23 protein-coding genes are annotated in these 23,011 nt (G+C 65.5%); 10 read left to right on the top strand and 13 right to left on the bottom strand.

Features of this window, described 5'->3' with window-relative positions; all coding sequences use genetic code 11:
* Positions 1-21: 21 nt before the first annotated feature.
* Complete coding sequence (locus J8G26_RS08425) at positions 22-714, bottom strand: ABC transporter ATP-binding protein (protein ID WP_210568594.1); 693 nt, start codon at positions 712-714, stop codon at positions 22-24.
* Between the two features lie 15 nt (positions 715-729).
* Here J8G26_RS08425 and J8G26_RS08420 point away from each other — a divergent pair, with 15 nt between their 5' ends.
* The gene (locus J8G26_RS08420) at positions 730-1,410 is read left to right on the top strand and encodes an arylesterase (RefSeq protein WP_246881301.1); all 681 of its coding nucleotides are present in this window, start codon (positions 730-732) and stop codon (positions 1,408-1,410) included.
* Between the two features lie 19 nt (positions 1,411-1,429).
* Here J8G26_RS08420 and J8G26_RS08415 read toward each other — a convergent pair whose 3' ends face one another.
* The 4 genes from J8G26_RS08415 to J8G26_RS08400 form a co-directional block, all read right to left on the bottom strand.
* Complete coding sequence (locus J8G26_RS08415) at positions 1,430-1,618, bottom strand: hypothetical protein (protein ID WP_210568592.1); 189 nt, start codon at positions 1,616-1,618, stop codon at positions 1,430-1,432.
* Positions 1,619-1,674: 56 nt separating this feature from the next.
* Positions 1,675-2,472: a DUF2189 domain-containing protein gene (locus J8G26_RS08410; protein WP_210568591.1), complete on the bottom strand. Its 798-nt coding sequence runs from the start codon at positions 2,470-2,472 to the stop codon at positions 1,675-1,677.
* Positions 2,473-2,623: 151 nt separating this feature from the next.
* Positions 2,624-3,862, bottom strand: coding sequence for a PLP-dependent transferase (locus J8G26_RS08405; protein ID WP_210568590.1), 1,239 nt, complete (start codon positions 3,860-3,862; stop codon positions 2,624-2,626).
* 108 nt (positions 3,863-3,970) lie between these two features.
* Positions 3,971-4,465, bottom strand: coding sequence for a BON domain-containing protein (locus J8G26_RS08400; protein WP_086912499.1), 495 nt, complete (start codon positions 4,463-4,465; stop codon positions 3,971-3,973).
* A gap of 185 nt (positions 4,466-4,650) precedes the next feature.
* Between J8G26_RS08400 and J8G26_RS08395 the strand changes: the two genes are divergently transcribed.
* From J8G26_RS08395 to J8G26_RS08380, 4 genes are all read left to right on the top strand, one after another.
* Entirely contained in the window at positions 4,651-6,375 is a 1,725-nt protein-coding gene (locus J8G26_RS08395; protein WP_086912500.1) for a SulP family inorganic anion transporter, read from the top strand.
* A 34-nt stretch (positions 6,376-6,409) separates the two neighbouring features.
* Positions 6,410-7,174 carry a GGDEF domain-containing protein gene (locus J8G26_RS08390; protein WP_210568589.1) on the top strand — a complete coding sequence of 255 codons (765 nt, stop codon included), beginning with the start codon at positions 6,410-6,412 and terminating at the stop codon, positions 7,172-7,174.
* Positions 7,175-7,184: 10 nt separating this feature from the next.
* The gene (locus J8G26_RS08385) at positions 7,185-8,042 is read left to right on the top strand and encodes a MinD/ParA family protein (RefSeq protein ID WP_210568588.1); all 858 of its coding nucleotides are present in this window, start codon (positions 7,185-7,187) and stop codon (positions 8,040-8,042) included.
* A 65-nt stretch (positions 8,043-8,107) separates the two neighbouring features.
* Entirely contained in the window at positions 8,108-8,875 is a 768-nt protein-coding gene (locus J8G26_RS08380) for a sulfurtransferase (protein WP_210568587.1), read from the top strand.
* Positions 8,876-8,941: 66 nt separating this feature from the next.
* On the opposite strand, the gene J8G26_RS08375 is transcribed toward J8G26_RS08380, so the two are convergent.
* The 5 genes from J8G26_RS08375 to J8G26_RS08355 form a co-directional block, all read right to left on the bottom strand.
* Entirely contained in the window at positions 8,942-9,829 is an 888-nt protein-coding gene (locus J8G26_RS08375; RefSeq protein WP_210568586.1) for a pirin family protein, read from the bottom strand.
* Complete coding sequence (locus J8G26_RS08370) at positions 9,826-10,233, bottom strand: OsmC family protein (RefSeq protein ID WP_210568585.1); 408 nt, start codon at positions 10,231-10,233, stop codon at positions 9,826-9,828. Before J8G26_RS08370 ends, J8G26_RS08375 begins: the two co-directional genes overlap by 4 nt.
* 27 nt (positions 10,234-10,260) lie before the next feature.
* Positions 10,261-10,815, bottom strand: coding sequence for a flavodoxin family protein (locus tag J8G26_RS08365; RefSeq protein ID WP_210568584.1), 555 nt, complete (start codon positions 10,813-10,815; stop codon positions 10,261-10,263).
* 100 nt (positions 10,816-10,915) lie between these two features.
* Positions 10,916-11,329, bottom strand: a complete 414-nt coding sequence (locus J8G26_RS08360; RefSeq protein ID WP_210568583.1) for a DoxX family protein — start codon at positions 11,327-11,329, stop codon at positions 10,916-10,918.
* Between the two features lie 53 nt (positions 11,330-11,382).
* A complete protein-coding gene (locus tag J8G26_RS08355) occupies positions 11,383-12,084 on the bottom strand; it encodes a pirin family protein (protein WP_210568582.1) in 702 nt (233 codons plus the stop codon).
* A 105-nt stretch (positions 12,085-12,189) separates the two neighbouring features.
* Between J8G26_RS08355 and J8G26_RS08350 the strand changes: the two genes are divergently transcribed.
* From J8G26_RS08350 to J8G26_RS08330, 5 genes are all read left to right on the top strand, one after another.
* Positions 12,190-13,128 carry a LysR family transcriptional regulator gene (locus J8G26_RS08350; RefSeq protein WP_210568581.1) on the top strand — a complete coding sequence of 313 codons (939 nt, stop codon included), beginning with the start codon at positions 12,190-12,192 and terminating at the stop codon, positions 13,126-13,128.
* A gap of 75 nt (positions 13,129-13,203) precedes the next feature.
* The gene (locus tag J8G26_RS08345) at positions 13,204-14,346 is read left to right on the top strand and encodes an FAD-dependent oxidoreductase (RefSeq protein ID WP_210568580.1); all 1,143 of its coding nucleotides are present in this window, start codon (positions 13,204-13,206) and stop codon (positions 14,344-14,346) included.
* The gene (gene gluQRS, locus J8G26_RS08340) at positions 14,343-15,341 is read left to right on the top strand and encodes a tRNA glutamyl-Q(34) synthetase GluQRS (RefSeq protein ID WP_210568579.1); all 999 of its coding nucleotides are present in this window, start codon (positions 14,343-14,345) and stop codon (positions 15,339-15,341) included. Before J8G26_RS08345 ends, gluQRS begins: the two co-directional genes overlap by 4 nt.
* A gap of 5 nt (positions 15,342-15,346) precedes the next feature.
* Entirely contained in the window at positions 15,347-16,150 is an 804-nt protein-coding gene (trmB, locus tag J8G26_RS08335; RefSeq protein WP_246881307.1) for a tRNA (guanosine(46)-N7)-methyltransferase TrmB, read from the top strand.
* Between the two features lie 32 nt (positions 16,151-16,182).
* Positions 16,183-17,235, top strand: a complete 1,053-nt coding sequence (locus tag J8G26_RS08330) for a GGDEF domain-containing protein (protein ID WP_210568577.1) — start codon at positions 16,183-16,185, stop codon at positions 17,233-17,235.
* A 3-nt stretch (positions 17,236-17,238) separates the two neighbouring features.
* Here J8G26_RS08330 and J8G26_RS19540 read toward each other — a convergent pair whose 3' ends face one another.
* From J8G26_RS19540 to alaS, 3 genes are all read right to left on the bottom strand, one after another.
* Positions 17,239-19,779 carry an HD domain-containing phosphohydrolase gene (locus tag J8G26_RS19540; RefSeq protein WP_282598163.1) on the bottom strand — a complete coding sequence of 847 codons (2,541 nt, stop codon included), beginning with the start codon at positions 19,777-19,779 and terminating at the stop codon, positions 17,239-17,241.
* A 45-nt stretch (positions 19,780-19,824) separates the two neighbouring features.
* Entirely contained in the window at positions 19,825-20,013 is a 189-nt protein-coding gene (locus J8G26_RS08320) for a hypothetical protein (RefSeq protein WP_210568576.1), read from the bottom strand.
* A gap of 288 nt (positions 20,014-20,301) precedes the next feature.
* Positions 20,302-22,923 (bottom strand): alanine--tRNA ligase, encoded by a 2,622-nt coding sequence (gene alaS, locus J8G26_RS08315; RefSeq protein ID WP_210568575.1) that lies wholly within the window; start codon positions 22,921-22,923, stop codon positions 20,302-20,304.
* Positions 22,924-23,011: the final 88 nt, after the last annotated feature.

Below are 23,011 nucleotides of genomic sequence, written 5' to 3'. Positions count from 1 at the left end.
TGTCGTTCGACGCCAGCGGGGTCAGGAGCTGACCCTGCCGGCCTCGATGCTGATAACGCGCTCGCAGCGCTGGGCAATGCCCCGATCGTGCGTGACCAGCACCAGCGTGGTGCCCTGCTCGCGGTTGAGGTCAAACATCAGCTGCATGATGGTTTCGCCGGTGGCGAAGTCGAGGCTGCCGGTAGGCTCGTCGGCCAGCAGCACGGCGGGCTGCATCACAAAAGCGCGCGCCAGTGCCACGCGCTGTTGTTCGCCGCCACTGAGCACCTTGGGGTAATGCCGCAGGCGCTGACCCAGCCCGACATGCTGGAGCATCTCGGTGGCCGCCTTGCGGGCATCGCTGCGATTGGCCAGTTCAAGGGGCAGCATGACGTTTTCGAGTGCCGTGAGGTTGCCCATCAGCTGAAAGCTCTGGAACACGAAGCCCACCTTTTGCGCACGCAGCGCGGCGCGGCCGTCTTCGCTCAGCGCAAACAGGTCTTGTCCATCGAGCCGCACGGTGCCGCGCGTGGGCGTATCGAGCCCCGCAATGATCGACAGCAATGTGCTTTTGCCCGAGCCGGACGCGCCCACAATTGCCACGGTTTCCCCAGGCGCCAGGCGGAAATCGATATCACGCAGAATGTCCAGCGTGCCGGTGGAATCTGTCACCGACTTGAAAACATGCTCGACAGCAATAATGGGCGTGGCTGGCGAAAGGGAAGGTTCGGACATGAAAGGTTTCTTATTTTGATTTGCGACGTGCATCGACGCCACTTTATCCTGACCGCCGCAGCCGGTGCGCTGGCGGGGCTTTGCGCCCCGGCCACCATGGCCCAGCAGGCTGGCAAGGCACGGGCAGCCACAACGCGGCCACAGGTCATCCTGGTGCTGGGCGACTCGCTCAGCGCTGAATATGGGCTGGCACGCGGAACCGGCTGGGTGGCCTTGCTGGAAAAGCGCCTGGCGCAGGAAAAGATCGCAGCCACCGTGGTGAATGCCAGCGTGAGCGGAGAAACCACATCGGGCGGGCGTTCGCGTCTGGCGGCGCTGCTGGCGCAACACCGGCCCAGCCAGGTGGTGATCGAACTGGGCGGCAATGACGCGCTGCGCGGTCTGCCGCTGAAAAATACCGAAGAAAACCTGTCGTGGATGGTGCAGACGGCACAGAAATCGGGTGCCAAGGTGCTGCTGGTGGGAATGCAGGTGCCCCCCAACTACGGCACCAACTATGCCAACCGCTTTGCGGCCACCTTTACGGCGGTGGCCAAGGCGCACAAGGCGGGCGTGGTGCCGTTTTTCCTCATGGGTGTGGCCGATGGGCCTGACCCGACGCGCCTGTTCCAGCCAGACCGCATCCACCCGCGCGCCGAGGCGCATCCGCAGATGCTGGCCAATGTGTGGCCGGAACTCCAAAAGCTCTTGCGCTAAGAGCCCTGGCGAAAGTCAACTAACTGCCTGCAGATTCCGAGGGCTCGGCCGGTGCGGGCGACGCAAACGCGGCAGGGCCATCGGCAGGCTGATCATCTTGCGGCTCGTCGGGCCTGCGTTGGGTTTTGGCTTTGAGCTTCTCTTCCTTTTTTTTCTTTTTGGCGAGTTCGCGCTGGCGCTTTTCGTATCCGTAGTTGGGTGTTGCCAAGGTATTTGCTTCCTAAAGTAGTGGCCCACTGTAACAGCTTGCCCTTTTGTCCACGCTCAAACTGGCACGCGCTGCGCAGGGGATACCGCAGCGCGGTAGGCGTGCCAGCTGGCATGGCCCAGCACCGGGCCGGCCAGCAACAGGCCCGCCCCCCAGAACCACAGCGATGCCCCCACGATGAGGGTAATCAACAGGCCCCACAGCAGCATGACGGCGGTGTTCTCCAGCACCACCCGCATGCTGGTGATGCCGGCCGTGAGCGCATCGGTGTCGCGGTCCAGGATCATGGGAATGGAGACCACCGACGTCGAGAAAACCAGCGCCGCAAAGGCGCCGCCCACCGCCAGGTAAACGCCAACAAAACCCCAGTTCTGCGGGTTGAAGATGGCCGCCATCACCCCTGTGGTTGATGGCATTCCGGTGTTGAAGAACACGGCAAACACCACCAGTGACGCCCTGCCCCACAGCAACTCCAGCACCACCAGCACGAGCACCAGCATGCCCATGCTGCCCATGTGCGTGTCCCAGCTGGTGATGGATTGCCCCAGATCGGGCGCCTGGCCCGCCTCAAGGCGCCGGCTGGTGTCATACAGGCCCATCGCCAGAAACGGCCCCACCAGCAGGCAGCCGCTGGCAAGCGACATGGTGTATTCGGGCCGGGTGCGAAACACCCAGCCCAGCACCAGTGCCATGCCCCAGAAACAGGCGCCATAAAAGAGGGCAATGCCCGGTGCGGCCGCAACATCCTGCATGCCCTTGCGCAGCCAGCGAAAGGGATCGGCAAAACGCAGGGAGTTCAGCGTGATCGCGGCGGCGGTGGCGGTCGGCAGTTGGGTGACAGGAGGTGCGGACATAAAGGCAAGGGCGTAAGTGGGCAAAAAAGGTGGTCGAGGCGGGCATGTGCAATGCCCCTTGCCACCAAGCCACACCCTAAGCCACCTGCCGGTTGCGCGCCACTGAGGAAACTACCACCCCAGCCGTGGCTGACGCCATGATGCCGCGCCCTCAGGTCGCGCCAAAAGCCCGGCCCATGGCCTGCTGCAAATCCCGGCGGAGGTCTTCCACATCTTCCAGCCCCACGGAAAAGCGCACCAGTGTGCCCGGCTTCAGGTGCGACGCAGGCCAGCTGCGCATGGACGCGAGCTGGTAGGGCACCACCAGGCTCATGGGGCCGCCCCAGCTGTAGCCGAGCTTGAACAGGCGCAGGCCATCACAGAACGCATCGACCTGCTGCTGGCTGTAACGCGCGTCGATCATCACGCTGAACAGGCCGGCTGCAGCGCCATCCCCGCCGTTTGCAGCACCGCACAGGGTCTGCCAGTGGGCGTGGCCCGGGGCGCCCGGCAGTGCCGGGTGCAGCACCTGCGCCACGGCGGGCTGTTGCTGCATCCACAGGGCCAGCCTGCGTGCCGCCACGTCGTGCGCGCGGTACCGCAGGCCGATGCTGGGCAAGGCGCGCAGAACGGCTTCGGCATCGTTGGCGGCAATGCCCAGGCCCAGGCGCATGTGCGTGAGCTTGATTTTCATGTGCAGGGCCCCGTCGCGCGTGATGACACTGCCCATGAGCACATCGCCACCGCCACTGGGATATTTGGTGAGCGCATGGACGGAAATATCCACGGCCAGGTTACCGCTGCCATCCCCAACGAGATCAAACGGTGCAAACGCCAGACCGGCGCCCCAGGTGTTGTCGAGCGCCGAGGTCACACCGCGGGCCCGGCAGATGCGCACCTGTTCGCACAGGTCGGGAAACTCCATGGTCACCGACCCAGGTGCCTCCAGCCACACAAGGCGCGTTGCGGCGGTGATGCGCGCAGCCAGATCGGCCGGGTCGAGCGGGTCATACAGCACATGGCGTATGCCAAAGCGGGCCAGCTCGCCGTTGGCAAGATCTTTGTTGGGGCCATAGGCGTTGTCGGGAATCAGCACCTCATCGCCGGGCTGGAGCAGGGCCAGCACCACATTGGCGATCGCCGCCAGGCCACTGGGAACCAGCACGCATTGCAGCCCGCCCTCCAGCGCGCACAGGCGCTCTTCCAGAATGAAGGTGGTGGGTGTGCCGTGCAGCCCGTAGGTGTAGCCGCTCTTGTCTTTCCATTCGCGCGAACGCATCGCGGCGACATTGGGAAAAATGACCGTGGAGGCCTTGAACACGCCAGGCTGCGGCGCAACAAAACCGTCGGGAGGGGTATAGGAGTGGTGGACGATGCGGGTTGCAGGCCCGAAAGCGGAGTCTTCAGTCATGCCTGGCATGGTAGCGCGCCGTTGCGAGCACCCATGCCGCCGCCGACTCCACAAAGCCGCACGACCCAGCGACTCCTCACCGACTCACGGCGGAAAGGAGCCCGAGGATCAACCTGAGACCTTGAGGTTGTTGGTCACCGACATCACACCCTTCACACCTTTGGCAATGGTTTCAGCGCGTTCACGGGCGCTGGCGTTGGGTGCGGGGCCGTTGAGCGTCACGGCGCCAGCGCGGGTGTCCACATCGATCTTGAACGCGCTCAGGTCGGGGTCCTTGGCCAGGCCGGCCGACACCTGCGCCGTGATGGTCGCGTCATCCACCGCGCCCATGGCGGCAGTGCCCATGTCCTGGGCGCCCGACTGCACCTTGGCAGCGCCTTCTTCAACCTTGGTTTCCGCGTTCTTGAGGGCTTCCTCTGCCTTCACCTTGGCATCTGCGGCGGCCTGTTCGGTTTGCTGCACCGCAGAATCGAGCTTTTGGCCGACAGTGGGTTGTGGTTGTTCCTGCTTGTTGCAGGCAGCCAGACCGAACGCCAGGGCACTGACCCCCAGAATGGTCCAGATGCGTTGCGAGGCAGCAGGCGAAAAGTGACCGATATTCATGTGGTGGCTCCTTCCAGATAAAGATGGTCTGACTGTAGGTAGCTACGTTGGCAGCCGGGGTCGGACGGCGCCGAAGGGGTTGTAGGACAAGATCGCCAACAGGCTCAATCCATCTCGGCACAGGAACGCCGTGCACGACGAGCCAAAGGGCCGATACGCCCTGCGCAAAGGCGACAATCGCAGCGATGACACTGCACACCTTGTCCCGCTGGCTTCCGTTTCTGGCCTGGCCGCGCCCTGACCGTGCCTTGCTCAAGGGGGAGTTCTGGGCCGGAATGACGGTGGGGCTGATGCTGGTGCCGCAGGGCGTGGCCTACGCCGCCCTGGCGGGCATGCCGCTGGTGACCGGTATCTATGCATCCCTGGTGCCGGCGCTGGTTGCGGTGCTGTTCAGCGCCTCCACGCGCCTGGGCGTGGGGCCCACGGCCCTTACCAGCCTGCTGATCGGCGCATCGCTGTCGGGACTGGCCGAGCCCGGCAGCGCGCAGTGGGTGGCCATGGCGGCCTGGATGGCCATGCTGTCGGGAATGGTGCAGCTGCTGATGGGCCTTGCACGCTTCGGCTGGCTGCTCAACCTGGTGACATCGCCGGTGCTCAGCGGCTTCACCCAGGCGGCGGCGCTGCTGATTCTTTCGTCCCAGCTGGGGGCGCTGACCGGGTTGCGCTCCGATCTGGGTGCCTTGTGGACGACGCCCTCGCTGGGGCATTTCGACCTGACCGCGGCGGCCTTCGGGCTGGGCAGCCTGGGGTTGCTGATGCTGGCGCGCCGGCTGCGGCCGGGCTTTCCAGCCGCCATTGTGGTGCTGGGGGTGGCGGGGCTCGTCAGCTGGGCCGTGGGCTATGCCGAGGCGGACGGCGCGGTGGTGGGCGCCTTGCCTGCCGGTCTGCCCAGCCTTTACTGGCCGGGCGCCCTGCCCTGGCCCAGTTTTGCGGCACTGGTGATGCCCGTGCTGGTGGTCACGCTGGTGAGTTTTCTTGAAACAGCCTCCAGCGCCAAGGTAGACAGCCAGCGCTCCGGAGAGCGCTGGAACGAAAACCAGGACCTGATCGGCCAGGGGCTGGCCAAAATCAGCAGCGGGCTGTGCGGCAGCTTTGCCACCAGCGCATCCTTTTCGCGCTCGGCCATCAACCTCTATGCCGGCGCCCGCAGCGGCTGGGCCACCGTGTTTGCCATCGGCTTGGTGCTGGTAGTGCTGCTGTGGCTGACGCCGGCGCTCTACCATGTGCCGCAGTCGGTGCTGGCAGCCGTGGTGGTGACGGCCGTCACCAGCCTGGTCAAACCGGCCAGCTTCGTGCGGCTGTGGCGCATTTCCCGCGTCGAGGCGGTCATCTCCGGCATCACCTTTGGCCTGACGCTGGCCACGGCCCCCCGCATGTACTGGGGCGTGCTGGTGGGCCTGTTGATGAACCTGAGCCATTTCCTCTACCAGCGCCTGCACCCGCGCATCATCGAGGTGGGCATGCACCCCGACGGCACCCTGCGCGACCGGCACCTCTGGCAGCTGCCGGCGTTGGCGCCCCATGTGCTGGCCCTGCGCATGGATGCCGAACTCGACTTTGCTTCGGCCAGCGCGCTGGAACGCCGGGTGATGGACCACTTGAGCGCACATCCCGATGTGGTGCATGTGTGCCTGCTGGCCCAGCCCATCAACCGCATCGACGTGACCGGTGTGGAAACCTTCGCCCAGCTGGTGGCCACCCTGCGCGCCCGCGCGGGCACGCTGCACCTGAGCGGGCTCAAGCTGCCCGTGGAACAGGTGCTGCGCCGCGCGGGGGTGCTGGAGCCCGGCGCGGGGCTGGCCATGTACCGCACCGATGCCGAGGCCCTGCGGGCACTGCAGCAACTGCCTGTCGCTGCAGAAAACGCCCACGGCGCGGCCTCTGGCGGCCAAAAAGCGCGGGTCGACTGATACACTCGCAGACTCTTTCTGGCTCTCCCATTCCGTGTCTGATTCGGCCTCCCACATCGTAGACCTGCGCGACCTGCGCCTGGACACTGCGCACGCTCTGGTAGCCCAGGCCAGCGGGAGCGAGGCCGCCCTGCGCCGCGAGCAGCCGTCGCGCTACCTGCAAAACCTGATCGACGGCCTGTGCGAGCTGTCGCTGAAAGACCCCCTCACCGGGCTGGCAAATCGCCGCCATTTCCGGGCGGTGCTGGAGCGCGAGATCGACCGTGTGACGCGCTCGGGCGAGGCCGCCTTGCTGCTGATGCTGGACATCGACCATTTCAAGCAGATCAATGACACCCACGGCCATCTGGCCGGCGACGTGGTGCTGCAGTCGGTGGCGCGCACCCTGAGCGCCTGCGTGCGCCCCATGGACACGCTGGCACGCTACGGTGGCGAAGAATTTGCCGTGGTGCTGCCCGCCTGCCAGGCAGGCTTTGGCAAGGTGGTGGCCGAGCGCATTCGCCGTGCGGTGGCCAACACGCCCGTGCGCATTTCGCCCTCGGTCGAGGTCAACGTCACGCTCAGCATTGGTGGCGCCTTCGCCATGCAATGGATTCGCTCCACCACCGTGCTCTGGACAGACCGGGCAGACCAGCAGTTGTACAACGCAAAATCCATGGGCCGCAATCGCGTGAGCATCGAGGAGCAACCTGACAGCACGGTCAGTGCCGAAGAAAAAAGCCTGTTGTTCGGCCCGCTTTACACCCCGTCGGGCTGGGGCGACCTGCCCCCGCTGGACTCTGCAGGCAGCGTCAACTGAAAGTAACGAGATGAGCGACGCGCTGTCCCCCCCCTTCAACAACCCGGCCGCCACCCCCGTGCCACCCGCACCGCCCTTTGCAGCGGCAGGCGCCGGTGCCCGCATCATTGCCGTCACCAGCGGCAAGGGCGGCGTGGGCAAGACCTTTGTCTCTGCCAACCTGGCCGCCGCCCTGACCCGACGGGGCCAGCGTGTGCTGGTGCTCGATGCCGACCTGGGTCTGGCCAACCTCGACGTGGTGCTCAACCTGCACCCCAAGGTCACGCTGCACGACGTGTTCACCGGCAAGTCGCCCCTGCAGGACGCCATCATCCAGGCGCCCGGCGGCTTCTCGGTGCTGCTGGCGGGCTCGGGCATGGTCGAGTACTCGCGCCTGACCCCCGAGGTGCGCAACCAGTTCCTCAACGTCATCCAGGCGATTACGCCCAACTACGACGTGGTGCTGCTGGACACCGGCGCCGGCATCTCCGATGTGGTGCTGTTTTCCGTCTCGCTGGCGTCCGAAGTGCTGATCGTGGCCACGCCCGAGCCCACCTCGCTCACCGACGCCTATGCCGCCATCAAGGTGCTGGCCATGCAGCAAAAGCGCCAGCATGTGCGCATGGTCATCAACCAGGCCGCCCGGCCGGGCGATGGCCGCGCCATCACCAGCCAGTTGCAGCAGGTGCTGGACCGCTTTGTCAGCACCGAGTCGGGGCGCGCCATTCGTCTGATTCACATGGGCGACATCCCGGCCGACCCTGCGGTGCGCGATGCCGTCATGCGCCGCCAGCTGCTGCTGCTGCAAACGCCGGGCTGCGCCGCGTCCCTGGCCATTGCCCAGCTGGCCAACAAGATCGAATCCACGCTGCTGGTGCCCACCGCCTGAAAGCAGCGGCCCCGGCGCAGCGCTGTCCTGCCTGCGGGCCGGGGCGCCGTCCTGAGATATCTGCCGTGAACGAAGTCCTGAACATCTCCTGCTACAAATTCGTGCCCCTGCCCGATGCAGCGGCCTTGCGCGAGCTGCTGCACGAGCGGGCCACGGCTGCCGCGCTCAAAGGCACCATCTTGCTGGCCCACGAAGGCATCAACATGTTTCTGGCAGGCCCGGCCGCGGCGGTGCACGGCTTTGTCGATGCACTGCGCGCCGACCCGCGCTTTGCCGACCTGGCTCCCAAGGAGAGCTGGTCAGACACCGTGCCGTTTCGCAAGATGCTGGTCAAGGTCAAGCGCGAGATCATCCGCATGGACCACCCCGCCATCCAGCCCTCAGAAGGCCGGGCACCGGCTGTCACGCCCGCCACCCTGCACCGCTGGCTGGCCCAGGGCCATGACGACGCGGGCCGCCCCGTAGTGACGCTGGACACGCGCAACGCCTTCGAGGTGGATGAAGGCACGTTCGACAACGCCATCGACTGGCGCATCGACAAGTTCACCGAGTTCCCCCCGGCCCTGCGGGCCCACAAGGCCGAACTGGCGGACAAGACGGTGGTGAGCTTTTGCACGGGCGGCATCCGCTGCGAAAAGGCCGCCATCCTGATGCGCGAGGAAGGCCTCACGCATGTCTACCAGCTCGAAGGCGGCATCCTGAAATATTTCGAGGAAACGGATGGCGCGCATTACCACGGCGGTTGCTTCGTGTTCGACGAGCGCCGCACGCTGGCCGCCGACCTCTCGGCTGGAACCCTGCGCAACACCGCGGAAGACACTATTGATAAGTGAGCTACTAGCGCTTGCTGCGTAAGCGCCAGAGGCATATTTACCTGCAAACCTGCGCGCGACCTCGCATCACGGCTTGAAACGGTGCGCTGGCAGGGGAATCCGCTCGGTGTCTCCGGGCACCTGGCCCATCTGGTCGGCTTCCCAGTCTTGGGCGGCCTGCACGATGCGCTCCTTGTTGCTGGAGACAAAGTTCCACCAAATATGGCGGGGTGCATCCAGCGGCGCACCGCCGATCACCATCAGCCGCGCCTCCGTGGCGCCCGCCTGCAGCCGTGCCGATGCGGCGGGCGGCAACACGGCCATGGTGTGTTCGGCCAGCGGCTGGCCATCGAGCTGCACGGCGGCATCCACTGCATACACCGCCATTTCCTGCGCCAGGGCGGGCAGCTCCAGCACGCCGCCCGCTGACAACTGCACATCCAGGTACAGCGTGGGCGACAGGGTGGCCACCGGCGAGGTCACGCCAAACGCCGACCCGATCAGCACCCGCACCGTGGCGTCACCCACCGTCTGCTGCGCAATGGCGCTGGCAGGTGTGTGCGTGAACGAGGGCGGGCCATCTTCCTGCCCCAGCGGCAGTGCGGCCCACAGCTGGATCCCGTGGTTGAGATAGTTTTGGGTGGCCAGCGCGGGTGGGCGGCGCTCGGAATGCACGATGCCACGCCCGGCGGTCATCCAGTTGATGGCCCCGGGCTCAATCTGCTGCACGCTGCCCAGGTTGTCGCGGTGCAAGATGGCGCCCGAGAACAAATAGGTGACCGTGGCCAGTCCGATGTGCGGGTGCGGCCGCACGTCGTATTCATCCGATGGCTGCACGGTGACCGGGCCGAAATGGTCAAAGAACAGGAACGGCCCCACCGATCGCCGCTGCAGGTCAGGCAGCAGCCGGCGCACCGTGAAACCACCGCCCAGGTCCTTGATATGGCCGGTGAGCTGGAGCGGGGCATGGCTCATGCCATGCGCTCCACGGTGGTGGTGATTTCCGTGGCGACGGCCGTCATGAGCTTGTGCACGGGGCACTTGTGCGCCACGGCCTGCAGCTCTTGCAACTGGGCATCGCTGAGTTCGCCACTGATCTGCATGCGGGCTGCAAGGTGGTAGGTGCCCGCGCGCTCGGCCGAAGCATCGCGTTCGATCACCGTGCGCACATCGCTCACGGGTATGCCCTTGCGGCGCGCATACCAAAGCACCGTGAGCGCCTTGCACGAACCCAGCGCTGCGTCATACAGGTCGTGCGGATTGGGGCCCGTGTCGTCCCCGCCCTCTGCGGCAGTGCCATCCACCACCAGCGTGTGGCTGCGGATGGTCAGCGTCTGCGCCATGGGGGTGGATGTGATGCGATTGAGCTCAATGGTCATCGGGCACTCCTAAGTGGGTTGGATCAATCAGGCGCCCAGGCGCGCCGCAACAGCTGCCACGCGCTGGCCCAGCAACCGGCCGGTTTCCAGGTCGCCCGCAAACATATCGGCCGCAGAGGCATCGGAGGGCGACTGCGCCATGGCACCACTGAACGCGCCCATCCAGTTCACATCGTTGCGCGTGGCCGCCTTCGCGTTGGCAGGCAACATGCCCGCGCCCACCCACAGCCCGCCATGCTGCATGGCCAGGTGGAACAGATAGTCCAGCGTGATCTGCTTGTCGCCGTTGATGCTGGCACTGTTGGTGAAGCCCGCAAACAGCTTGTCTTTCCAGGCCTGGGTGAACCAGGGCTTGGACGAGGCATCCGCAAACTTTTTGAACTGCCAGCTCGGTCCCCCCATGTAGGTGGGCGAACCCAGGACGATGGCCTTGGCGGCCAGCAGGGTGTCCCAGCCGCCTTCGGGCAGGTTGCCGTCGGCATCAATCGCGATCAATTGGGCGTCGGCGCCATCGGCCACGGCCTGGGCCAGGCGCTGGGTATGGCCGTAGCCCGAGTGATAAACCACTGCAATCAAAGACATGGTCAGGGGACTTTCTGCACAAGGGCAACACAAAAATGAAACACAAAAAAACTCGCCGCTCGCCATGACTGCAGGGCGGCGAGCGGGAACATGCTGGCCCTCAGCGGCCGCTGCGCTGGCCGTCAACGCTCCAGGCGCCGGCACCAAAGGCCGTCAGCGCCAGCAGGCCACCCGCCACCGCGATGTTCTTGAAGAACAGCAGTTGCTGCACCATTTGCGCATCGGCCGGCACCGACCAGTAAGCGTGAAAGTAGAAGCTGGCCACCAGCGTGAAGAATGCCAGCACCAGCGCAGCAAAGCGCGTGCCGAAACCCACAATCAGCGCCAGACTGCCCACCACCTCGACCACCGCGGCAACCGCCGCCGCAACGGTGGGCATGGGCATCCCCACCGAAGAGATATAGCCCACCGTGCCGGCAAAGCCGGTCAGTTTGCCAATGCCTGCGGGAAGAAACAGCGCAGCAAACAGCAGGCGCGAAACGAGGGCCAAGGGGTTTTGTAAAGAAGAAAGCATGGTGAACTCCAGAATAAAGAACAAATAACGAACGGGAAACGACTCAAAAAAACTCAAGCAGCCAGATCAAACACCAGCACCTCGGCGTCCTGGCCATCGGTCAACGCCAGGGACGACTCGTTTTCAATCAGTGCGGCGTCGCCTGCGGCCAGAGGCTGGCCATTGACACGCAGCGCGCCGCGCACCAGGTGCACATAGGTCTTGCGCGCCGGGTTCAGGGGCTGGGTGACGGCCTCGGGGCCATCCAGCAGCCCCGCATACAGCGCGGCATCGGCATGCACGGTGACCGAGCCCTGCGCCCCATCGGGCGAGACCACGAGCCGCAGCGCACCGCGTTTTTCGGCGGTGGTAAACGTCCTTTGCTCGTAGCTGGGCGCAATGCCCTGCTGGTTGGGCAGGATCCAGATCTGCAGGAAATGCGTGGTCTGGCCGGCGGCATGGTTGAACTCGCTGTGCATCACGCCGGTGCCGGCGCTCATGCGCTGAACATCGCCGGGTGGAATGCCCTTGACGTTGCCCATGCTGTCCTTGTGGGCCATTTCGCCCGACAGCACATAGCTGATGATCTCCATGTCGCGGTGGCTGTGGGTGCCAAAGCCGGTGCCTGGTGCAATGCGGTCCTCATTGATGACGCGCAGGTTGCCAAAGCCCATGTGGCGCGGATCGTGGTAACCCGCAAAAGAAAAGCTGTGAAATGAATTGAGCCAGCCATGGTCGGCGTGGCCCCGGTCTTGCGATTTACGAACAGTCAGCATGGTGATTGCTCCTTTCAAGACTCTACTGTATTGGTCGCTGCACCATCGCAGAACCTGCAGGATTGTCGGAATCGTTCAAAATATCTGAACTACCCACCGAACACCATGCACCACCCCTACGACGTTCTCACCCCGGACAGCCTTGCCATGCTACAGGTGATCTCGGAAACCGGCAGCTTTGCCGCGGCGGCCCGGCACCTGGGCCTGGTGCCCAGCGCGCTGACCTACCGGGTGCGCCAGATCGAGGACGCCCTGGACGTGCTGCTGTTTGACCGCACGGCCCGCCAGGCGCGCCCCACCGAAGCCGGCGCCGAACTGCTGCGCGAAGGCGCGCGGCTGCTGCGCGAGATCGACGCCGTGGCCAACCGCGTGCGCCGCGTGGCCACGGGCTGGGAGCCCCAGCTCACGATTGCCGTCGATGGCGTGGTCTCGCCCCACACCATGCTGGAGCTGGTCGACGCGTTTTACGCCATGGCTCCGCCCACCCACCTGAAGCTGCGTGACGGCATCCTCAACGGCACCCTGGAGGCGCTGACCTCGGGCCACGCCGACCTGGCCATCGGCGTCTCGGTCGAAGGCTCGAACGTGGCCGGCCTGCAGCAGGGCCTGCTCGGCGAGATGCTGTTCATCTACGTGGTGGCCCCCCACCACCCGCTGGCCTCGGTGCCCGAACCCCTCACCGACGCCACCTTGCTGCAGCACCGCGCGGTGGCCGTGGCCGACTCCGCGCAGCGCGGCGGCGCCACCATGGGCCTGCTGGGCGGGCAGGACGTGCTCACGCTGGACACCATGCAGGCCAAGGTGCAGGCGCAGTTGCGCGGCCTGGGCGGAGGCTTTCTGCCCGAGCCCATGGTGCGCCCCTACCTCGAAGCCGGCCACCTGGTGGCACGCCGCGTGGCCCGCCCTGAGCGCAACATGCGCATGCACTACGCATGGGGTGGCCCCGGGTTCACGACTGCGGGGCGCGCCCTGCATTGGTGGCTGAACCAGTTGCAAAGCCCGGCCACGCGCCGCGCCCTGCTGGAAAACCACCATCATTTCTGATGCCCGCCCCCGCGCCACGCGTGTAGAGTGGGCCTTGTCAGATTTCTCCTGCCGACCGTCTCCGAAAGGCCTTCCATGACAAAACCCGTTTCCCGCCCCGCCAAACGGCCCCGACGCCCCGGCACCGCTGCAGCAGCCCCTACCAAACGCCAGCCCGGCAAAGCGGCAAAGACCGCCAAAACGCCACGCCACTTCGCCATCATTGGCGCGGGCATGGCCGGCGTGGTCTGCGCGCGCACGCTGGTGCAGGCAGGGCACCAGGTCACCGTGTTTGAAAAATCGTCCAGGGCCGGTGGCCGCACCACCACCATCGACTCCCCGTTCGGCAGCTTTGATGCCGGTGCGCAGTATTTCACCGTGCGGGATCCGCGCTTTGCACAAGCCATAGCCACCGTGCCCGGCGTGTGCCGGCCCTGGAGCGCCAATGCCGTGCGCGTGCTCGATGCGGCAGGCCGCGTAGCGGCTGCGGGCCTGCCCACCCGCGAACCCCATTGGGTGGCCAGCCCGGGCATGAGCGCCCTCGTCACCACCTGGGCGGCCCCGCTGCTGCAGGCTGGCCAGCTCATCACCGACACCCGCGTGAGCAGCATCGAGCGCGACCCGCTCGATGGCGCCCACTGGCAGGTGCGCACCGAAGGCGCGGGCAGCACGCAGCATGTGTATGCCGGCTTTGATGCCGTGCTGCTGGCCCAGCCCGCCACGCCGGCCCAGGCGCTGCTGGCGGTTTCCGCGCTCGAAACCCCGCTGACCGCCGCCATGGCGCGCGTGACCACCGCCCCCTGCTGGACGCTGATGCTCGCCTACCCCCAGGCCGTGCGCCCGGGCCTGACCACCCTCGGACCCCAGTGGAACGCAGCACGCAGCACCCATCACCGCATTTCTTGGCTGGCGCGCGAGTCGTCCAAACCCGGCCGCACCACCGTTGAACGCTGGACGGTGCAAGCCAGTCCGGCCTGGTCGGCAGAGCACCTGGAAGACGACGCGGATCGCGTGCAGTCCAAGCTGCTCAAGGCGTTTTCTGAAGTCACCGGCATTCGGGCCGAACCCACCCATGCCGACACGCGCCGCTGGCGCTATGCGCAAACCACGCAACCCCTGGGCCAGAGCCACCTGTGGGACGCCAGCCTGGCTCTGGGCGCCTGCGGCGACTGGTGCCTGGGCCACCGCCTGGAAGACGCTTTTGTGTCCGGTTTGGAGCTGGCACTCGCCGTTGCATGACGGGCGGTGAAGGGGTCCACGGGGCGCTTACCACGTACCACGGCCGCTTTGCCCCCTCGCCCACCGGCCCGCTGCATGCGGGCTCGCTGGTGGCAGCGCTGGCCAGCTGGCTGGATGCGCGGGCCTGGAACGGGGGGCGCGGCGGACGCTGGCTGGTGCGCATGGAAGATGTGGACACACCACGCTGCGTGCCCGGCGCTGCCGAGCGCATCCTGCAGCAGCTGGCCACCTGCGGGCTGCTACCCGACGCACCGCCGGTGTGGCAATCAGACCGCGGCGCCCTGTACCAGCAGGCACTGGATCAGCTCATCGCGCAGGGCCATGCCTACCCCTGCGCCTGCTCGCGCAAGGACATCGAAGACGCCCACGCGGCGCAAGGCCATGACCGCGCACGCCATGCCACCCTGCCCTACCCCGGCACCTGCCGCCAGGGCCTGCGCGGGCGGCCTGCGCGATCGTGGCGGTTCAACACCACAGACTTCAAGCCAAAACACCCTCTAGCGCTTATGGATCAAGCGCAAGAAGCTACATTTTCAATAGCAAACGGCACGGTGCGCTGGGCAGACCGCCGCCTCGGCCCCCAGGCGCAGCATGTGGCCGGCGCCGTGGGCGACTTTGTGCTGCGCCGCGCCGACGGCCTGTGGGCCTACCAGCTGGCCGTGGTGGTGGACGATGCGGCCCAGCAGATCACCCATGTGGTGCGCGGCGAAGACCTGGCCGACAACACGCCGCGCCAGATCCTGCTGCAGCAGGCGCTGGGTGTGGCAACACCGAGCTACCTGCACACCCCGCTGGTCTGTGGCGCCAATGGGGAAAAGCTCTCCAAGCAAAATGGCGCCGCGGCGCTCGACCTTTCCGATCCCTTGCAGACCCTGGGCGAGGCCGCCCGGGTGCTCGGTCTTCCAGCCGTCGAACAGCTTCATAAAAATACGCTACCTGAGGCCCTGGAGATGTGGGTCAACGCCTGGGCGCGAACCTACAATGGGCCATCGTGACCGAACTGACCCTTTCTCCAGACTCCGCGCGCCCTGCAGCCGCTACAGCCGCTACAGCCGCTACAGCCGCTACAGCCGCTACAGCCGCTACAGCCGCTGCCGCCCGTGCCCCCGACGGCACACCGCCTGCCGGCGTTGCCTACCCCAAAACCATCAAGAGCTTTGTGCGCCGCGCCGGCCGCACCACCACGGGCCAGGCCAAGGCCTTTGAAGACCTGGGGCCGCGCTTTGTGCTGCCCTACTCGGCAGCGCCACTCGATGCCGATGCCGCCTTTGGCCGCAGTGCCCCACTGGTGCTCGAAATCGGCTTTGGCATGGGCGAGGCCACGGCCCACATCGCCAAGGTGCGCCCCCATGACAATTTTCTGTGCTGCGAAGTGCACGAACCTGGTGTCGGCGCATTGCTCAAGCGCATTGGCGAGCAAGGCCTGACCAACATCCGCATCCTGCAGCATGATGCCGTCGAGGTGATCGACAACATGCTGCAGCCCGCTTGCCTGGACGGCATCCACATCTTCTTCCCCGACCCGTGGCACAAGAAGAAGCACAACAAGCGCCGCCTGATCCAGTCCCCCCTCGTGGCCAAGCTGGCCGCGCGCCTCAAGCCCGGCGGCTACCTGCACTGCGCCACCGACTGGCAACCCTATGCCGAGCAGATGCTGCAGGTGCTGGGGGCCGAGCCGCTGCTTGCCAACACCGCCGAGGGCTTTGCACCGCAACCCGATTACCGTCCCCTGACCAAGTTCGAGAACCGTGGCCTGCGACTGGGGCACGGTGTCTGGGACGTGGTCTTCGTGCGCCGCAATTGAGCACCTGACCCCACCCGCGCTGCCCCGCCTTCATGAAGCCCATCCTGCAAAACCTGGTCGAAATGACCGGCCACCGAGACCACCTGCGCCTGGAAGTGTCGGTGCTGTCAACGCTGCAAAAGCTCAACAGCACCACCGAAGTGCGTGCTCTCGAAGTGTTCACCGATGGTGGCACCACCCTCGTGCGCCCGCGCACCTGGCTGCAGGATGGCGAGCTGGTTTCCACCGACTCGGAAGCCGCCAGCGACCCGCACCGCGAGCCCCTGCACAACTACCCGGCCCTGTACCAGTGCATCGAAAAGCGCGAAATCCGGGCCACGGCCAGCGTGCGCAAGGGCTGCTACACGCTGTGGTTGCCCGTGTGGATGCACGACAAGGTCAGCACCTGCCTGGAGATCACGCAGTCGAGGCCCTTTTCAGCGCACAAGCTCGATGTGATCCAGGGCATCTTTCAGGTCTACCAGAACTACCAGAGCCTGCTGGATTACAGCGAGCGCGACGCACTCACGGGGCTGCTCAACCGCAAGACCTTTGACGAGCAGTTTTCCCGCAACCGCACCGCCAGCCGGCCTCGCCACGCGAGCCCGACCGCAGCGGGCGTGCCGGACGACGAAGATGCATCCTGCTGCGAACCCACTGCCGAGCAATGGCTGGCCGTGGTGGATATCGACCATTTCAAACAGGTCAATGACCGCTTCGGCCACCTCTACGGCGACGAGGTGCTGATCCTGGTCGCCAACATCCTGCGCAGCTCCTTTCGCAGCCACGACCGCATCTTCCGCTTCGGGGGTGAGGAGTTTGTGATCCTGCTGCGCTCCACCAGCCTGTCCACGGCGCACAAGGTGTTCAACCGCTTTCGCCTCGCCGTGCAGGAATACCCCTTCCCCCAGGTGGGCCAGGTGACGGTGAGCATGGGCTTTGTCAGCACATCCAGGGGCTCGCCGGTGGAAATCCTGGGGCAGGCCGACCAGGCGCTCTACCACGCCAAGGAAAACGGACGCAACCAGGTTTGCTACTACGACGATCTGGTGGCCAGCGGCCATCTGGCCACCAAGGTGGCCAACGACAGCGTCGAGCTGTTCTGACGCTCAGTCCTGCAGCGCCAGCGCGGGAGCTGGCTTCAGATCTGCCAGGCGCTCAATGGCATCCAGATCGACCGCATCATGCTGGGCCAACGGCAAGAATTGCTCGGCATAGTCTCGCCAGACGCCGCCATGCAGAAAAACGCGGAACACCTGCGAATCGATGTGCTGGTTACGCACCATGCCGGCCATGATTGCCAATGACTCTGAAAGCGTCTTGGGTAGCTTGTAAGGCCTGTCGGAGGCGGTCAGTGCCTCAAAGATATCCGCCAGTGTCATCACCCGGTCCGCCAGCGTCAGCTCATCGCCCTTGAGGCGCCGCGGATAGCCCGTTCCATCGAGCTTTTCATGGTGCGAACCCGCAATGGCGGGCACGCGCGCCAGGTGCGGCGGAAACGGCAGGCTGTTGAGCATGATGATGGTCTGCACAATGTGGTCATTGATCTTGAAACGGTCTTCTGCCGTGAGCGTGCCGCGTCGCACCGAGAGGTTGTGCAACTCGCCCAGGTGAATCTCCTGCGGTGGCAGTACCATGTCGAAGCCCCATTGATTGGCCGGGTTGCCTGCCTCCACCGGCGGGCGGTGCCCTCCCCAGGGCACGATGTGCTCCGGCCGGTCGGCGAGCAGGCATTCGGTGGCCGGCAGTTTGCGCGGCGGCACCCCCGCAAGCCGCTCGCGTTCAGCCTGCGATAGGCCGATACGGTCGTCAAAATGCCGCTGCCACCGGGCCTGACCAATAGCCTGCAGGCGCTGCACATCGGAATCAGCCATGGCTTCGCCTCCGACGTTGCTGCGATCCACGAAGGCAAAATCTTCCTGCAGCTGCGCACGCTTGCGCACGAGTTCGGTCTGCAGCCTTGCCGGGTCCACGCCGTCCTCCCGCTGCTGCCAATAGTCCAATTCGGCATCCCGCCACAACACTTCAAAGCGCATGCGCACTTCATGAATCCGGTTGTAGATGGTCTCGAGCTTGGTGGCCTTGTCGATGATGTGCTCGGGGCTGGTGACCTTGCCAACGTCATGCAGCCAGGCCCCCAGGCGAAACTCATACATCTCGGCCTCGGTCATAGAAACGTCGGCAAAGGGCCCTTCCCGAGTGTCGCAAATGCGCTGCATCAAGGCCTCGGCCAACTGGGGAACCCGCTCACAGTGGCCGCCGGTATAAGGGCTCTTGGCGTCGATCGTATCGGCCAGCACCCGAATGACGGCATCAAACAGCTTGCGCTGGCCCTCGATGAGGTTGCGCGTTTCAATGGCCACCGATAAGGTGCCTGAAAGTCTTTCCACAAAAGCGCGAAAGTTGCCACCATCGCGGCGCTGGTCCTGCACAAAGCGCAGCACCAACAGCCCCAGTGGCTGGCCGCCCCGCGTGTGCAGCTGGGCACGCAGCACCTGCTGCGCAGGCATGTCCGGTTCGCCCGGTGCCTCTTCTTCGTCCTCCGCCTGATGATCCGCGTAATTGATGAAATGCGCCATTCCCAGCTGGTCCGGATAGCGCGGTTGGTCCTGCGGGTCCTCGCAATGGCGGGCTGTGCGCACCAGGTTTGTGTGTTCGGCATCCACCAGATAGACCGCGCCGCTGCGACAACTGGTCGCCTGCACCAGCTGGTACAGCACGCTCGACAGCATCACGTCCAGGCGCGTTTCGGCACTGATGTGATGGGTGATGTGCAAAAAATCCTGGATGGTGTCGGACATGCGGTCCATCACCTGCCCGAGTTCGCGTACCTCCCGCACGGGCGAAGGCACGCGCTCGGAGCGCCGAAAATCAAACTGGGCCAGCGCGTGCGCCTGCGCCGCCAGGCCCTTCAGGGTGCGCCCCACGCGCCGCCCGGCAATCCACCCCAGGGGCAGCAGCAAGGCCAGCAGCCCGAGCGAAAACAACACCTGTCGGCGCAAGTCCCGATTCATGTCCACCAGCAGCTCGGCCGTGGGGATGGCCATGAGCAGGCTCAGGTTGCGCCAGCGCGGGGACTGCAGCGGTTGCACCTGGCCCAGCCACTCTTCGCCCTGCGCCTCAAAACGGCGCGACTCGCCCGGCTGCACGCCCTGCGCGCTCAGGGCCATCAGGCTGGGCACCCCCAGCTCGCTCAGGGGGCTCATGCGGGTCTGCTCGCCGTCGCGCAGCAGCACACGGGACATGTCGGGGTAGGCCAGCACCTGCTGGTCTTTGCCCAGCACCGCGATTTCAGTGCGTGGCATGAGGCGCAGGCTGCCAATCTCGCGGCCCAGATCGGTCAGCGCCACATCCAGGCCCAGCACGGCGCGGCCTTCTTCGCTGGGCTGGCTCAGGGTGACGCCCACCTCATGGGTGGTGAAAAACACATAGGGCGTGGTGAGGATCTGCGTTCCGGTTTGCAGCGCCTCGTCGTACCAAGGGCGGGTGCGGGGGTCAAAACGGTAGTCTGGCCGGATCGACGTCGCTAGCAGCCGCAGTTGCGCGTCATAAAAGCTCCAGCGGCCCACCAGGGGTGCGCCGCCCTGCTCGCGGGCGATGGACTGCAACAGATACGCGGCATTGCCGGGCGCTCCCATGCGCGTGCGCAAGTTGGCATTGCGCAGCGGCCGCACCAGCAAAAACTGCCCATCGGGCTAGCCCACGTACACGGCCGACAGCAGCGGGTTTTGCTCCAGCAGACGGGCCAGCACCGGCATTCGGCGCAGGCGCGGCGCCAGGGTGGAGGCTGATGCAACCGGGTCGAACGCGAGCAGGCGCAGGGTGGCGTCGGCCGGGTCCACGATGCGGTGCACGCGCTCGCTGATCAGCTGTGCGCAGCGCACTCTCGCCGGAGGCGGTCTCGATGGCCTGGCGGGCACTGGTGCTGAACTGGTAGGCCATCAGCGCCGTCAGCAGCAGCATGGCCAGCACCACCACCGTGGCAACCAGCACCTCAAAGCGGACGGTGATGCGCCTCCACCAGGGCAAGCGCGTCTCCACCCCGGCCAGGGTGGCCGGGCCACCGGAAGAATCGGAATCGGCGGCGCTGTGTAAATCCATGCCCCGATATTAGACGCAAATGGTTACACGTCACTCCGTTGGCGTGGGTCAGCGGGCGCCGCCGCGGGCCATCACAGCTGCTGGGTCACCCATCCCGTTACCGAGGCCAGCGCTGCGGGCAGCTTGGAGGCATCGGTGCCACCGGCCATGGCCATGTCGGGCTTGCCGCCGCCCTTGCCACCCACTTGGCTGGCCACAAAGTTCACCAGCTCACCGGCCTTGATGCGGCCCACGCTGTCGGCCGTCACGCCCGCTGCGATCTGCACCTTGTCGCCATCGACAGCTGCCAGCACGATGGCGGCCGTCTTGAGCTTGTCCTTGAGCTTGTCCATGGTGTCGCGCAAGGTCTTGGCGTCGGCACCGGGCAGCACGACGGCAAGTACCTTGAGGCCCTTCACCTCCACTGCCTGCGTCAACAACTCGTCGCCCTGGGCGGAAGCCAGCTTGCCCTTGAGGGCGGCGACTTCCTTTTCCAGCGTGCGGGCGTTCTCCAGCGCCTGGGCAATGCGGGTGTTCAGCTCGGCCACCGGGGCCTTGAGGGTGCTGGCGGCCTGGTTCACGGAGTCTTCCAGGTTCTGCAGATAGGCCAGCGCGTTGGCGCCGGTCACGGCCTCGATACGGCGAATGCCTGCGGCCACACCGCCTTCGCCCACCACCTTGAACAGGCCAATGTCACCCGTGCGCTGCACATGGGTGCCGCCGCACAGTTCGCGGCTGGTGCCAATGTCGAGCACGCGCACGGTCTCGCCATATTTCTCGCCAAACAGCATCATCGCGCCGGTCTTCTGGGCCGACTCGATGTCCATCACGCGGGCCTGCGTGGCCTGGTTGGCCAGGATTTCCTCGTTCACGCGGCGCTCGATCTCGCGGATCTCGGCGTCCGTCACCGGAGAGTTGTGTGCAAAGTCAAAACGCGTGCGGTCGGCGTTGACCAGGCTGCCCTTTTGCTGCACATGGCTGCCCAGCACTTCGCGCAGGGCCTTGTGCATGATGTGCGTGACCGAGTGGTTGCGCATGGTGGCAGCGCGCACGGCGGTGTTGACCTGGGCCTGCACCGTGTCGCCGACATTCAGCGTGCCCACTTCGAGCGTGCCATGGTGACCAAACACATCGGCCTTGATCTTGAGCGTGTCGCCCACCGCAAAACGGGCTGATCCGCTGGTGATGACACCCTCGTCACCCACCTGGCCGCCGCTTTCGGCATAGAACGGGGTCGTGTCGAGCACCACCACGCCGTTCTGGCCTGCTTTGAGGGCTGCAGCGCTTGTTCCATCTACATAAATTGCTACGATTTTTGCAGTCTCGGACAGGTGCTCGTAGCCGGTGAACTGGTTGGCTGCGCCGGTGTACTCCAGCGCCTTGTCCATCTTGAACTTGCCGGCGGCGCGGGCCTGGGCCTTCTGCTTTTCCATGGCGGTCTTGAAGCCGGCCTCGTCCACCTCCACGTCGCGTTCGCGGCACACGTCGTTGGTCAGGTCGAGTGGAAAACCATAGGTGTCGTGCAGCTTGAACGCCACGTCGCCGGGCAACACCTTGGCGCCGCCGTCCAGGGTGGCGTCCAGGATTTCCATGCCGTTGGCCAGCGTTTCAAAGAACCGCTCTTCTTCGGCCTTGAGCACGTCGGTGATGCGCTGCTCTTGCGCGCGCAGCGAGGGGTAGGCATCGCCCATCACGCGCACCAGGTCGGCCACCAGCTTGTGGAAGAACGGCGTCTTCTTGCCCAGCTTGTAGCCGTGGCGGATGGCGCGACGCACGATGCGGCGCTGCACGTAGCCGCGGCCTTCGTTGCTGGGGATCACGCCATCGCTCACCAAAAACGCGGTGGCGCGGATGTGGTCAGCAATCACGCGCAAGGATTTGTGGTTCAGGTCCGTCTCACCGGTTTCGCGCGCTGCGGCCTTGATGAGCGCGTCAAACAGGTCGATCTCGTAGTTGCTGTGCACATGCTGCAGGATGGCGGCCAGGCGCTCCAGGCCCATGCCGGTGTCCACGCACGGCGCGGGCAGCGGCGTCACGGCGCCGGTTTCATCCATGTTGAACTGCATGAACACGTTGTTCCAGATCTCGATGAAGCGGTCGCCGTCTTCGTCGGGGCTGCCCGGGGGGCCGCCGGGGATATGGTCGCCGTGGTCGTAAAAAATCTCTGAGCACGGGCCGCAGGGGCCGGTGTCGGCCATCATCCAGAAGTTGTCAGACTTGTAGCGCCCACCCTTGTTGTCGCCAATGCGGATCACGCGCTCGGGCGGCAGGCCGATTTCCTTGGTCCAGATGTCGTAGGCCTCGTCATCTTCCTGGTACACGGTGGCCAGCAGGCGGTCGGCAGGCAGCTTGTAGACCTCGGTCAGCAGCTCCCACGCCCATTTCAGCGACTCGCGCTTGAAGTAGTCGCCAAAGCTCCAGTTGCCCAGCATTTCAAAGAAGGTGTGGTGGCGCGCGGTGTAGCCCACGTTCTCCAGATCGTTGTGCTTGCCACCGGCGCGCAGGCAGGCCTGCACCGACACAGCGCGGTTGTAGGGGCGCTTGTCGGTGCCCAGAAACACATCCTTGAACTGCACCATGCCCGAGTTGGTGAACATCAGCGTCGGGTCGTTGCCGGGCACCAGCGGGCTGGACGCCACCACGGTGTGGCCCTTGGAGGCAAAAAAGTCCAGGAAGGTCTTGCGGATGTCGGCAACGGTGAATGTAGGGGTCATGGGCTTTTTCTTCACGAACAGAGGTGCTGCGGCAGGCCTGCGCTGCTACCGGCAGGCGAACCAGTGATTTTAGAGGGGTTTCACGCGC

Source organism: Acidovorax sp. JG5 (assembly GCF_017939685.1).
In the GTDB taxonomy this organism is placed as follows: Bacteria; Pseudomonadota; Gammaproteobacteria; order Burkholderiales; family Burkholderiaceae_C; genus Acidovorax.
The sequence above is the reverse complement of the archived record's forward strand: the minus strand, read 5'-3'. Positions and strand labels throughout refer to the sequence as shown.